Annotated in this window: 8 protein-coding genes; 4 read left to right on the top strand and 4 right to left on the bottom strand. The window is 49.7% G+C overall.

The window, feature by feature from the left end; translation table 11 throughout:
- Position 1: 1 nt before the first annotated feature.
- Entirely contained in the window at positions 2-1,291 is a 1,290-nt protein-coding gene (locus tag K0I63_RS12355) for an RDD family protein (protein ID WP_220083438.1), read from the bottom strand.
- Positions 1,292-1,554: 263 nt separating this feature from the next.
- Here K0I63_RS12355 and cysK point away from each other — a divergent pair, with 263 nt between their 5' ends.
- Positions 1,555-2,523, top strand: a complete 969-nt coding sequence (cysK, locus tag K0I63_RS12360; RefSeq protein ID WP_011866179.1) for a cysteine synthase A — start codon at positions 1,555-1,557, stop codon at positions 2,521-2,523.
- 62 nt (positions 2,524-2,585) lie between these two features.
- On the opposite strand, the gene K0I63_RS12365 is transcribed toward cysK, so the two are convergent.
- Entirely contained in the window at positions 2,586-3,242 is a 657-nt protein-coding gene (locus K0I63_RS12365) for a TetR/AcrR family transcriptional regulator (protein WP_220081232.1), read from the bottom strand.
- A 256-nt stretch (positions 3,243-3,498) separates the two neighbouring features.
- On the opposite strand from K0I63_RS12365, the gene K0I63_RS12370 reads away from it, so the two are divergent.
- Both K0I63_RS12370 and K0I63_RS12375 read left to right on the top strand, forming a co-directional pair.
- Complete coding sequence (locus K0I63_RS12370) at positions 3,499-4,566, top strand: methyltransferase (protein ID WP_220081233.1); 1,068 nt, start codon at positions 3,499-3,501, stop codon at positions 4,564-4,566.
- A 980-nt stretch (positions 4,567-5,546) separates the two neighbouring features.
- A complete protein-coding gene (locus K0I63_RS12375) occupies positions 5,547-8,234 on the top strand; it encodes a TonB-dependent receptor (RefSeq protein WP_220081234.1) in 2,688 nt (895 codons plus the stop codon).
- Between the two features lie 72 nt (positions 8,235-8,306).
- Here K0I63_RS12375 and yfcC read toward each other — a convergent pair whose 3' ends face one another.
- A complete protein-coding gene (gene yfcC / locus K0I63_RS12380; protein WP_220081235.1) occupies positions 8,307-9,836 on the bottom strand; it encodes a putative basic amino acid antiporter YfcC in 1,530 nt (509 codons plus the stop codon).
- 342 nt (positions 9,837-10,178) lie between these two features.
- On the opposite strand from yfcC, the gene K0I63_RS12385 reads away from it, so the two are divergent.
- Positions 10,179-11,093: a LysR substrate-binding domain-containing protein gene (locus tag K0I63_RS12385; RefSeq protein ID WP_220081236.1), complete on the top strand. Its 915-nt coding sequence runs from the start codon at positions 10,179-10,181 to the stop codon at positions 11,091-11,093.
- Between the two features lie 184 nt (positions 11,094-11,277).
- Here the strand turns inward: K0I63_RS12385 and focA are convergent, their stop codons facing one another.
- A complete protein-coding gene (gene focA / locus K0I63_RS12390; protein WP_220081237.1) occupies positions 11,278-12,804 on the bottom strand; it encodes a formate transporter FocA in 1,527 nt (508 codons plus the stop codon).
- Positions 12,805-13,671: the final 867 nt, after the last annotated feature.

The following is a 13,671-nucleotide window of genomic DNA, read 5'->3' on the forward strand; positions in this document are numbered from 1 at the left end:
ATCAGGCGCCACCGTATACCTCAGGGGAGCTCTCCTCTGCTGGGATTTCTCTTGGCTTAGAGAGATCAACAACGACAGTTTCTGAGATTTTATCTTGAATCGCCTGACGATTGGCATCCCAATATATCTGTAGGAATCCGAGTAAACCTGTGGCGAAACCGGCGCCATAGCCGCCATAACGTCCAAAGGCATCCCATAGCGAGATAGATGAGGCATCCAGCGGCACCACCCGAATGTTGAGCAATTTCTTACCCAGCGTCTGGCCATCGAACCAGGCGGTAAAGATAGTAAAGTAGAAGGCGGCCCAGCCAAAGCCGAGCCCGAGATCGTTTAAGATACCTTTGGCCCATTCCAGCAGGCTGTAGGGCGAAGGCTTATCTTCCTCCTCATCAAATTTATCCGGGTCAATCCCGAGCGCCGCTGGCTCATCCATTAAGGCTTGTTGGCTTGGCTCGGCGACCTTGCTCACTTGCTTATCCAGCGCTGCTTCAGTCCCATCTAGCTCCGCCTTAGGCGCCGGGCCTGTCTTACTCACCTCTTGCTTCAGTGCTTCTTGCTTCAATGCTTCTAGCTTAACCACGTCTTGCTTATCCTCGCCGTGCTTCACAGCATAGCCATTAGGGTAAGCCTGCTTTAGGCGCTTCATCAGTAGTTGTTTTTCCTGACTCGGCAGAGACAGCTCGTCGATCAGCTGAGATGCCAGCGCCACCTTCTCCCTGTCGCTTGCCTTTAAGCTGTCCATCGCGCTAAGCAGCTTGATTAATTTCTCGTCGGCGCAGCTTGCCTCCTCACACAGACTAAGGGCTATGATCTGCGGCATGACCTTAAGTGCATTCAAGGACTCCGCCTGCTGGCCTGTGGTTTGCGCCACTTTCTCCACGTCTTTACCTTTATCCGCATCGCCGTAGGAGATGATGTTGTCGCTGGTGACCCAGATTGTCATCAAGAGCATGGCAAGATAGAGGCCCCACTTCAGCGCCTTGCCCAGTTGATGGCTGCGACGCTCAATGACTAAGGTTAAACCGACCAGGAGAATGAACAGGGCGCCGGCCTGCTCTGCTAACACGCTAATCAGCAAACCATCGATCAGCATCGCTAGGCCGCGCTTGAGTGGCGAGGCCAGCGGGGTATAGAGCAGTTCTGGCGCCACATGAAAGGCGAAGGGGGTGACTATTGTCTTAGGGTCCTTGATCCTAGGGTCTTTGGTCTTAGGACCTTTGGAGTTTGGAGCTTTTGTCTTAGATTTTTTAACTGACTCAGGGCTCGCAGATCCATGCGCTGTGCTCGGCATATTTGCCACATCCCCTATGCTATCGTTTGTGCTGCTCACTCATCTGCTCCCTGCGATTTATTCTGCTTATTTTGGCTAGCGGGCTTGATACATTTCGCTAACTTATCAATAGGATCCCCATTAGACCAGCCCCCTTAGCGATGTAATTATGATATAAGTGACAGCTTTTATAACAGAAAAGAATAACGAAGATGAAACTATCATTTCTAATGCGCCCAAACCACACTATGATTTAGCTGTATACATTAAGGAGCAAGTAATCCATGAGTAAAATTTTCGAAGACAATTCATATACCATAGGTAATACACCTCTTGTTCGCCTAAATCGCGTCAGCAAGGGAAATGTGCTCGCCAAGGTTGAGGCCCGTAACCCTAGCTTTAGTGTAAAGTGTCGTATTGGCGCGAATATGATTTGGGACGCCGAAAAGAAGGGCTTGCTCACTAAAGACAAAGAATTGATTGAGCCGACCTCAGGTAACACAGGTATCGCACTGGCCTATGTCGCCGCGGCCCGTGGTTATAAGCTAACCCTGACCATGCCAAACACCATGAGCCTCGAGCGTCGCAAGCTGCTTAAAGCCTTGGGCGCCAATCTGGTGCTGACCGAAGGTGCCAAGGGCATGAAGGGCGCCATCGACAAGGCTGAAGAGTTACGTCAATCTGCACCAGAAAAATACCTGATATTAGGTCAATTCGATAACCCAGCGAACCCAGAGATCCACGAGAAGACCACAGGCCCTGAGATCTGGAACGACACAGACGGTGAAGTCGATGTGGTTGTGGCGGGCGTGGGTACCGGCGGCACCATTACCGGTGTGAGTCGTTATATCAAGCAAACTCAGGGTAAGGCGATCACCTCGGTTGCCGTTGAGCCTGCAGACTCTCCTGTCATTGGCCAGACCATGGCTGGTCAACCTGTGCAGCCTGGTCCACATAAGATCCAAGGTATCGGCGCAGGTTTCATCCCTGGCAACCTAGACCTTGACGTGATCGATCGCGTAGAAGCCGTGACCAACGAAGAAGCGATCGAGATGGCCCAGCGTCTGATGAAAGAGGAAGGTATCCTGGTAGGTATCTCTTCGGGTGCAGCGGTTGTTGCGGCTAACCGTATCGCCGACTTGCCAGAATTTGAAGGCAAGAACATCGTAGTGATCCTGCCATCTGCGGCCGAGCGTTACCTCTCTTCAGTCCTGTTCCAAGGCCAATTTGGTGACGCGGAAAACGTTCAGTAAGACTCGCCTACTAAGGCAGGTTAACTAACTTGAGGCCCCGATAGTTTTAAACTATTGGGGCTTTATTTTATGGCACGCAGGATCTTGTCGATACAGGCACCAAGGGTCCGCTGCAGAAAGTCACTGTTTAGATTGCCACTGATAATACTCTGATACTCCACCCAACGAATCAGCCCCAACAGCTGATGGGCGTCGGCATTGGCCGTGGTTGATCCTAAGGCGGTAAAAAACTGCTCGATAGTGCTGACAAAGTCATTGTCCAACAGCTGAATCGCCTCGGCGAGCGCAGGATTGCGCAGCGCCTCTTCGTGAAACGCGACCTCGAGAATACGATCGTCCCTGTGACTCACCTGAGTTTGAATATGCTCGCAAAGAAAATCGGTCAGATGAGCCGCCACCTTGTCCGGCGCCACCTGGTGACTGTCTGCCTTAAGCGCCTCGAGCAACTGAAAACTCTTCTGCTCCAGAGTGTTGTTCATCCACAGGGTCTTTTCGGCAAAGTAGGTTAAGGCGTCGCTGATCAGATCTTTGATATCTTTAAAGTAATAGGTGGTCGAGGCAAGCGGTACCTGCGCCTCTGTTGCCACGGCGCGATGACGCACGCCGCGAACCCCCTCCTTGACGATCAAGCTTAGAGTCGCCTCTAAGATGGCCACCCGCCGCGCCTCACCATCGGCCCTGTGGGTGATACGTCCAACATAACTAAGAGGTTGCTGCATTAATTCTATCCTTATCGATCTAAGCCGTCGGCGACAGAGCTGATGCTATGTTAACACCTGAGTAACACTTGACCTAGCACAGCGTCGTTACACGCCCCTTCTCAACGATCAATAACGCCTTGTATCGTAGATAATTTCGGCTATCTTGGGACTGTTTTCGCGAGCCAGGTCGATAAAACGACATAGACTTGATGTCCTAAATTGAGGATCGGGCTAGAGTGGATGACATTGCACTCACTCAAGCGTCAGGACTCTGATGGACTTTTACCAATCGCCGAAACAGATATCGGCATTTGATGCCAAATTTGAAGCACAGAAAATCGCATTCGCTCCCATAACCTTCCAGGTTGCCCGTTGCCTGCTGAAATTTAATCTATTAGCCCAAATCGAAGCTAAACCTGGCTCGAGCCGCCCACAGCTCGCCAGTCTGGTTGAGCTGTCAGACTATGGCGTTGGTGTCCTGCTGGATATGGCCCTGAGCATGGGGCTCGTCTGGCAAGATGATCAAGGCTTTCACCTGGACAAGATAGGCCACTTCCTGCTTCACGATGAGATGTCCAGAGTCAACCTTAACTTCAACCATGACGTTTGTTATCAAGGGATGTTCGAGCTCGACAAGGCATTGGAGAATGGCGAAGCCAGTGGTCTGAAGGTGTTTGGCGATTGGCAGACCATCTATCCTGGCCTAAGCCAGCTGCCACCGGCGGCCAAGCAGAGCTGGTTCGAGTTCGACCACTTCTATTCCGATCACGCCTTTGGCACTGTGATGCCACTGATCTTTAAAGCCAAGCCGAAGACACTGGTGGATATCGGCGGTAACACGGGAAAATGGGCTCTCGCCTGCACCCGCTACGATACCGACGTCGAAGTCACCATCATGGATCTCCCGGGTCAGCTGAAGGTCGCCATGGAAAATGCCAAAGACAAGGGCTTGAGTGAACGTATCCATGGCTTCGAATGTGATCTGTTAAAGGCGGATACGCCTTTCTTTAAGGGAGGGGATCTCTACTGGATGAGTCAGTTCTTAGATTGCTTCTCCGAGGAGCAGATACTGACCATATTAAAACTGGCCGCCGCCAATATGGCTTCCCATAGCGAACTCTGTATCTTAGAGACCTTCTGGGACAGACAACCCTGTGAGGCCGGTGCCTATTGTGTCAATGCCACCTCGCTCTACTTCACTGCCATGGCAAACGGCAATAGCCGCATGTACCACTCCAAAGATCTGCTCAAGCTGATCTCATCGGCGGGCCTCTATGTCGACGAGGATATCGATAACATAGGACTAGGTCATACCTTGCTGCGCTGTCGTAGAAAGCCTTAAAAACTTAAACCTAAATTCTTAAATCTTTAATCTTAAATCTTTAACCTTAAAAATCTTAGGTAGACCAATGACCTCACGCTTGCGGTCTACCTAGCTCTCTATTTTCTCTAGTCTCTATAGTACCGATGTGTACTCTGTTAAATAGCGCTAGGTTTGGGTTAATAGATGTATAGACACTAGATTAATAAGCTTAATAGCCAACTCGGCTGGGCCAAATGTGTTGCTAAGCACCTTCTCAGCCAACAAACCGTCGCCCGTCAAGGTGACTTCCCTTTCCCTTTCCCTTTCCCTTTTCCTTCCTTTTGCCCTCTCATTGGTGCAAATAGTCGAGCGGAAAAGAGCAACACAGATTTAACAAGCCTAACCCTCAAACTTAATAATAATGACTTATCATGGGCGCCAAATAGACCATGAATTAAGAAAAGCACCGCACATTAGTATTAGAAATTAATCCCCTCACACCTTGCCGTTAACAATAAACAAACAATTAAACAGACATGAATAGCGGTGATTTTGGTCACAAACAAATCATTTCCACAATATTTTTCATATTTTTTGTATTTTTTTTAAATAACAAACAACACAAGTAAAAAACAACCACCCACAAAAATAAAAACAAGTGAAAAACAAATAACCCCACGAGATTTCACATCATCGCTACAGACAACCCCAAAATATAACATCTAGAAGTATTTTGAAATAAATCGCTTATTTAACACCCACTTTGCAATGTTAATTGTTTTTTATTTGTTAAAAAAAAGATAAAAATCTAAGTGCGTAAGCAGACGTATCGGCTGTAGCCGCCTTGTTGCAGTTGTTACCTCTCTATGATTATATCGAGCACGAGGTAAAGATTTATCAATATAAGTAAATATTTGAAAAGTTTTTACTAAATAAAGATCGACACTTAGATCGAATAAAAGCGGTCAGTCCATAAGTGTTCAAATCAAAAATTAAAATAAGTCTCAGGGAGAAACACAATGCAGCCTAATTCTATATTGGCTAAAGCTGTTCGTTTCGCATTAATTGGTGGTGCCGCGACGGCAGCACTAAGCGTACCTGCCGTTTATTCGGCGGACGAAGACAGCGTAGAACGTATTCAAGTAACAGGTTCACGTATTAAGCGTACCGATATGGAAACGGCTACACCTGTTACCGTCATGAGCGCAGAAGACATGGCGAAACAGGGTTTCACTAACGTTCAAGATGCGTTGGAAAGCCTAACTTCAACCACCAGTGCAATGACCACCCAGTCAGTTCATGGTTTCACACCAGCCGCCTCATCTATCAGTCTACGTGGCGCCGGTGCTAACCGTACTTTGACACTGATCAATGGTAAGCGTCTAAACCAATATCCAAAGCCATCTGGTGGTACCGATAACTTCGTAGATACTGCTAACCTGCCTATGGAAGCGGTACAACGTATCGAAGTACTGCAATCTGGTGGTTCTGCTATTTACGGTGCTGACGCCGTTGGTGGTGTGATCAACATCATCCTGAAAAAAGACTTCGAAGGTGTAGCACTTAAGTACCGTCACGGTGACACCACAAACGGTGGCGGCGGAAGTGACCGTATCGCGCTTTCTCTAGGTGCTTCATCTGATCGCGGTAACGTATCGACTTTCATCGAATTTACCGATAACGAGCAGCTAAAAGCGACTGATCGTGAAAACTTCGGTCTACACACTGACAAAGTACCATACAGCGAATTTTCTGCTTACAGCTCATACGGTGCTCGCATCGTAGGTTCTGGTACTGGCGCACGTCAACTGACTGAAGAAGAATGTACCGCTGGCGGTTACCTGTGGACTGGCTCTCTGTGTGGTTTCGACCGTTCAGAATGGCGCGACCTACAACCTAAGAGCTCACGTTTCATCAGCTCAACCAACTTCAACTATGAGCTGGCCGATGACATTAGCTTCGTAGGTCGTTTAGATTTCGCCGAAGCGAAATCTACCACTAACATCGAGCCTATGGCGATCAATGACTACGACATCAAAGTCGCAGGCAACAGCGTCACCGTAAGCAATGGCGATCTAAGCAAGACTTTCAACGACAAGACTACTGCCCTAGGCGGTGACTTCGCCAACGCAACCGATGGTGATTACAACTACCTACGTCGTCTACACGAGTTCAGCAACCGTGCTGGCGAGACTAAGACGCGTAACTACTTCTTCACCGCTGGTCTGGAAGGCACACTGGCTGATGAATACAGCTGGGATGCATCAGTTAACTACGGCCGTACTAACGTAGACGTGTTCCGCAGTGGCTATGCTACTGTTGGCGGCATGTTCGACTACATCACTGCCGGTGAAAACGGCAACTCTCTGCTGAAGAACATGAGCGCAGAAGATGTAGAACAAGCCTCTTACTCACCATTTGAGAAGGCTCAGTCTACTCAGAAGAACATCCAGGCTAACATCTCTGGTATGGCGTTCGAAATGCCAGCGGGTGACGCTCAGTTTGCATTCGGTGCTGAGTACACAGAGCAAGACTATGAAACCAACACAGATTCAGAGTCTAAGAAAGGTAACATCCTGACCACTGGTGGTTCTTCAGGTGCCGGTGAGCGTTCTTTCTGGGCAACTTATGCCGAATTGAGCCTACCTGTTCTTGACGTACTGACTGTCGACGCGGCACTACGTTATGACCGCTACGATGATTTCGGTGGCAACCTGTCTCCACAGTTGACTATTGAATACCGTCCACTAAGCGAACTATTGGTTCGTGGTTCTATCAGCTCAGTATTCCGCGCACCAGACATGCATCGTGTATATGGTGATGCGACTAAGGGCTTCTCTACTGTTATCGATTTCAAACAGTGTCAAGCACTTGGTGGTATTCCAGGTCAGGGCTACCCAGGCGATGAAACACTGAATGCTGTTTGTAAGGAACTTCACGTAGACACTACAACAGGTGCTAACAAAGATCTGGAAGCCGAAACTGGTTACACAGCTAACATAGGCGCGGTATGGGGCGGTGATGCACTCAACGCATCATTCGACCTATGGGAATGGAAACTGGATGACATGGTTAGCGACATCAGCGCTAGCAAGGCTGCTCGTGAATACGAACAGTACGAAAGCATGCTGACTCGTGATGCAAGCGGCACTATCACTCACGTGAACGCCGTTGCACAGAACCTGGCATTCCAAAAAGTACGTGGTTTAGATATCACTGCTGGTTATAGTTGGGATCTGGACAACATTGGTGAGCTGAAGCTTAACTTCACCGGTACTTACATCCTGTTGTCTGAGTACCAACTGTCACCAACTGATCCAGTTGAAGACGATCTAGAAAACGGTGGTCTGCCACAGTACCGTGCAAACGTTGTACTGGGTTACTACATCGATGACTTCGAAGCAACCTTAGGTGCTTACCACACTGCGCGTATGCACGGTGTTCAATACAAGACGTTCAAGCAATCTGCTATCGACAACAACGAAACATTCGACGAAAGCGCACACGAAGTGGCATCACAAACTAAGTGGAACCTGACTGCAGGTTACAACATCACTGATGCTATCAAGGTGAAAGCTGGCGTAGTTAACCTGTTCGATGCAGGTCCTAACTTTGACCCAACCGATACTTCTTGGCCGCACTACCCACGTTCAGTGTACAACGCACGTGGTCGTGAGTGGTTCCTAGAAGGTGAAGTGAAGTTCTAATCTAACTGAACTTTAATGAAAAAACGGCATCCTAGGATGCCGTTTTTTATTGCCAAAATTAAAAACTTGCTCTTAGACAAAGCCGAGATAATGAGCGGCGACTACCACTAGGCTAGAGACCAAAAACAGCGCTAGCATGAAACGCCAGATAAACTTGACCCAAATGCCCCAATCGACACGACACACACCTAATGTGGCCATCAATGACGCCGACGTCGGCACCAGCACATTGGTAAAACCATCCCCCAACTGAAAGGCCAACACGGCCACCTGGCGGGACACACCAACGATATCGGCAAGGGGCGCCATCAAGGGCATGGTCAAGGCAGCCTGACCCGACCCCGAAGTCACAAAGAAGTTGAACACCGACTGAAACAGCAACATAAACCAGGCCGAGGCGACCGCAGGTAATTGGCCAATCAAGCTGCCTGCGCTGTTGAGTAAGGTGTTAAGTACGCTTGGTTCATCAGGCTTACCGCCACCGAGAAGCAGCAAGATCCCCGAGGCGCAGCCTACCAGCAGAGCTGGCTCAAGCATGGTGCCAGCGCCTTGTTTGAAGCTGGTCGCCATACGATTCAGCGTCATACCATTGAGCCTTAAGATCACCGCAATCATCCCCACGACAATCCCCATGGCAAAGAACTGACTGGCGATTTCGGGAATAAACCAGGCGTTAGCGACAACGCCCCAAATCACCCAGATAACCGTTAGCAAGATGGTAAGCAGCACCAGGCTATCGCCGAGATTAAACCGGCTCTGTAACTCCCTCGCTGCATGATGCTCGCGAAAATATCTGTCCGACTCATAACAGAGTGAGCATTGGGGATTGGCCTGGATCTTGGCGCCGTAGCGCATGGTGAAGATCACCCCCATCAGGGTGAAGCCTGCCCACATGACGCCCCTTACCCCAGCGCCCGACAGCACGGGAATGCCGGCGATGCCCTGGGCAATCGCCACGCTGAAGGGATTCATCCAGGAGCTGGCAAAGCCCACCTGAGTCGCCACATAAGTCACCATCACAGTGGTGATACCATCGAATCCTAAACGTATCATCAAAGGGCAGATAATGATGGCAAAGGCGATCGCCTCCTCCCCCATGCCAAACACGGCGCCGCCAAGGGAGAACAGGATAAAGAGCACGGGAATGAAGAGGCGCTCATTACCCTGGGTCTTATCAATAAGCCTTATGATGCCATTATCTATGGTGCCGGTTTCCATCACTATGCCGAAGGCGCCGCCTATCACCAGCATAAACATGATCACCCCGATGGCGGTGCCCCACTTAGAACCCGAAGTTAAGCCTTCGAAAGCAAAGTTAAAGAAACCTACGCCTCCGCCTCCCTCAAACAAGGCGACCGGCTGCTTGAGATGCTCTCCGGCCTCATCCAGGCTAAAGCGAAACGAGTTAGGGTCGACGACACTGCGCTGTTTTTCGACGCCATCGGCAAGATAATGGATCTCCTGGGTCTCGAAGGAGCCGACTGGCACCAGATAGGTCAGCAACATGGCAGCCAAAGCCACGAAGAAGATGATCACTAAAGTATCGGGTAAAGGGATTTTATTTTGCGGGTTCACCGCCGGGGAAGGCGCTTGATTTGCCATTGTTTTTCCATGGTTATTCTTGGAATCTAAGTTATTGCCCGCCAATATAAACCAATTCCCTTTTCACTGCACAAGAATCACCCTTACCAGCGAATAAGGGATAGCGCTCAGATCAGGCGGCCATATTGCTCAAGCATCCCTGGATAGGATTCACGTATTGGTCAAAATTGTCATGGGGCGCACAAGACGTCGCCAAAGAGTGAGGCAGGTCGAGTAACTTAGATAAAATCAACGCTTTACTTGTGAAAGCATTCGGGCGCTCATACAATCAATATCACACAAGCATCAATTTTATTGATAGTTTTCTTTATTGTTTAAATCAGTTAGGACGCCACAAGCTCGATGAAGTACTCACTAAAACAAATCATGGTGTTCGATGCCGTAGCCAGCCTAGAGAGTGTGAGTGCCGCGGCGCGAAAACTGTCGATGACCCAGTCTGCAGTCAGCATGTCCCTTGGCCAGTTGGAGAACCTGCTCGGCCGCCCGCTGTTTATCAGACAGGGCAATCGCCTCACCCTCAGCCACTGGGGAAACTGGTTACGCCCAAGGGCAAGACGCCTGCTACAGGATGCTCAACAGATCGAATTAGGCCTTCACGAACAACACCTTATAAGTGGTCGTTTCCGTTTATGCTCGAGTCAGACGGCCGCCGAACATCTGCTGCCTGAGCTCATCAGTAAAATCGATACCGATTTTCCTGAACTTAGGATCGAGCTCACAGTGGAGAATACCGAGAACGTGGTCGAGGGCTTACTTAATTACGAATATGACTTTGGCATCATAGAAGGCCGCAACGACGACAGCCGTCTCTATCAGGAGCAATGGTTAGACGATCATCTGGTGGTAGTCGCCTCGCCTCATCATCCCTATGCCAAGCAGACCAACATCAGCCTGGCGCAGCTTGAACAGGCAAGATGGGTGCTGCGCGAGCAAGGCGCCGGGACCCGCCGCATCTTCGAGGGAGCCATACACGGCGTCATCGAAAAGCTTCACGTATGGAAAGAGTATGAGCATGTCTCCCTGCTCAAGGCCCTGGTAAAGAATGGCCCCTATCTGAGTAGCCTACCTTTCCTGGATGTGGAGAAAGAGGTCGCCGCCGGCGAGTTGGTTATCCTACCGACCCCGCAGCTCAATATGCAGAGGCACCTCTCCTTCGTATGGCGCTGCGATTCAGGCGAGAATCCGCTACGTGACTGCGTGATCACCGAGGCCAGACGCCTGAGCAAACATCGCCAGCACGCCAAAGGCACTAAATAGCAATTAGGAATTAGTTGCCCAACTCACTGACGGCTTAACTCACAGGTAAAATGAGTAGACAATTGAACGGGCAATTGAAAAGGCAATTGAACTGCAAATCGAACAGACAGTTGAGCTAGCAACTCAGTAGACATTAAAAAGGGGCATTCGCCCCTTTTTTGTTGTTTACAGCTGGTCTTGGCCACTATTCGTAGATGGCGCATACCTTGGCTACGATGGACTCTCGGTTAATCACCCCAACTAACTTGCCTTCACTGACCACAGGAAAACAGCTGGGCTTACTGGCGCTGGCGTGGCGCAGTCGCTCCTCGTAACTGGCATAGGTATGACCGGTCAAAACGCCCATGTCACTCACGGGAAACAGCTTGTCACGATCTACCACCATCACCTCTATCAGATCGGCCACCGCATCATCAGGGGTTACCGTCAACACCCGGGTCTGCATCAGATCGGCCACCTTGTAGCTAATGCCACGGACAAACTCTTCTGACCAGAGACTACGCAGCAGATCTTGTTGAGAGACAAAACCCAGCAGGCGTTGCTTAGCATCAACAACAGGCGCGCCGCGCAGCTGCTTCTCGTTGAGCTGCTTAAGCCCCTCATATACAGACAGCTCGGGGGCTAGGGTAAAAGGTGTCTGCTCCATCAGCGCGCTGACATTTAATTTTTGAATCGATTTAGGCATTTGGGTCTCTCCCCTACAAGCTTTACTAGATAATATTGAGATTGAATGTGCAGCGAGCTCGCTGCCGTTGTCCTGTCTGTTACTCTGATCACTGCGGCTTAACACGGGCTCGAGATGCACCGTCATAGATGTCACCTGAGCGAGTGGGCCAACATGTGCCTTACTTGAATCTATCCACCAGTAACCCAGCCCCACCACTAAGCCACCGCCGACGATATTGCCCGCGGTCACAGGGATCAGGTTATTGGTCAGAAAATGAAGCAGCGTCAGATCACTAAACTGCTCGGCGGTAAATCCGGGGATCTGATACCAGTCCCAGATGGCCAACTGCTTAATGGCGATCCCCAGCGGCACCATGAAGAGATTGGCTATGCTGTGCTCGAAGCCACTACTGACAAACATCGCCACGGGTAGCATTAACAAGATGGCCTTAGTCAGCGCCTCCTTACTGGCGAAGGTCATCCAAACCCCCAAACAAACCAGCATGTTACATAAGATGCCCAGTGCGAACGCCTGGCCCCAGGAGTGGTGCAGCTTATGTTGGGCGACCTTTAAGGCGTTGAGGCCCCAGAGTCCACCGTCTAACAGATACATCTTGGCACTGAGGATCAAAGCCAGCATGAACATGGCGCCGCAAAAGTTACCCAGATAGACGCGTCCCCAACAGGCGAGCAGCTCCCGCGTGCTGACACGTTTCTGCGCCCAGGCGACGCTGCTCAGTACGCTACTGGTAAACAGCTCACCACCACAGATCACCACCAACATCAACCCGAGGCTAAAGGCCAGGCCGCCAACGAGTCGTACCATGCCCCAATCGCCAGATGCCCCCGTGGTAACGGTGAGATAAAACACGAAGGCGAGCGCGATAAAGGCGCCGGCAAACATCGCCTGGCCGATAGACTGCATCGCCTGCTTAGTTACCTTCTCCTGACCATAAGTCGCGGCGCGTTGACACAGACTAGGCTCGATCGAAGGCGCTGGCTCGACCCGCCTGGCTGCAAGTGGCACTAGATTAGGTATCGTCATGGCGCGTCCATCTCCAGCCGAGCGTAAAACAGGGGTGAAATTTCATTAACATCATCTCCGCAAGTGCCAAGTCCCGAAAGACGGCTATTGATTAATAAATGTTTTTACAAAGAGTTAGCCTATTGCCTCACTCTCTGATGCCGAGATTAGCCATTAAAAAGGCGAAATAAAATTTGATAATAATGAATGAGACAATCAGTAAAATTGATAACCAAACCTGGAGGTAAGCAAGTTGTTAAGTCAGCAACAAATAACCTTTAAAGCGATTAAATACAATAAGTTATAAGAAAACATATGTTACTTAGGAAAATAGAGATAAAAGCGCCCATGAGGTGTAAAGGCGTACGGCTCACCAAGCAAACTGGCAACTAACCACCTATTGCCTAAGCTATAAGGCATCTTGATTAACATCCCTGGCGAATCCTTTGTGTGGGCGCGCTGGAGGCGAAGCGGCAGACGCAGATGAGCATTTTCGAGACGCGACGCACATCGCACAGGCTTTTTGTGAAGCCTGCCCCAGCCAAAAATGTGAGCCGTGCGAGGCATCTCTAATTTGCAGAGAATGGGGGGAGTGGCTCCCAAAAGTGACAAAAGGCGCGATCCATATCCAAACGCAATATATATGCCTAATGTAAAAATTGATCTGAAATGGCGATACAAGATGTTAACTAGCTCCCAAATCATCTAATCACCAGTTTCAAGTTTATTGATAGTTAATGTCAGGTGAAATTCACTATGTTAAGATTTATGAGGTAAATTGGTCAGACCAATTTTAAACAGCGTTAGGGATGCAACTGCTCGCCGGATTTAGGGTGTTTTATCCATTCTAGGGGGCGGACAAGTTACTCGAGTGGCACCTGGGGGTTT

Source organism: Shewanella rhizosphaerae (genome assembly GCF_019457655.1).
Taxonomy (GTDB): Bacteria; Pseudomonadota; Gammaproteobacteria; order Enterobacterales; family Shewanellaceae; genus Shewanella; species Shewanella loihica.

What these genes read in the sequence shown, in the direction of transcription:
- K0I63_RS12355 (WP_220083438.1), bottom strand. Translation starts at nt 1,291, where the DNA reads ATGCCGAGCACAGCGCATGGATCTGCGAGCCCTGAGTCAGTTAAAAAA.
- cysK (WP_011866179.1), top strand. Translation starts at nt 1,555, where the DNA reads ATGAGTAAAATTTTCGAAGACAATTCATATACCATAGGTAATACACCT.
- K0I63_RS12365 (WP_220081232.1), bottom strand. Translation starts at nt 3,242, where the DNA reads ATGCAGCAACCTCTTAGTTATGTTGGACGTATCACCCACAGGGCCGAT.
- K0I63_RS12370 (WP_220081233.1), top strand. Translation starts at nt 3,499, where the DNA reads ATGGACTTTTACCAATCGCCGAAACAGATATCGGCATTTGATGCCAAA.
- K0I63_RS12375 (WP_220081234.1), top strand. Translation starts at nt 5,547, where the DNA reads ATGCAGCCTAATTCTATATTGGCTAAAGCTGTTCGTTTCGCATTAATT.
- yfcC (WP_220081235.1), bottom strand. Translation starts at nt 9,836, where the DNA reads ATGGCAAATCAAGCGCCTTCCCCGGCGGTGAACCCGCAAAATAAAATC.
- K0I63_RS12385 (WP_220081236.1), top strand. Translation starts at nt 10,179, where the DNA reads ATGAAGTACTCACTAAAACAAATCATGGTGTTCGATGCCGTAGCCAGC.
- focA (WP_220081237.1), bottom strand. Translation starts at nt 12,804, where the DNA reads ATGACGATACCTAATCTAGTGCCACTTGCAGCCAGGCGGGTCGAGCCA.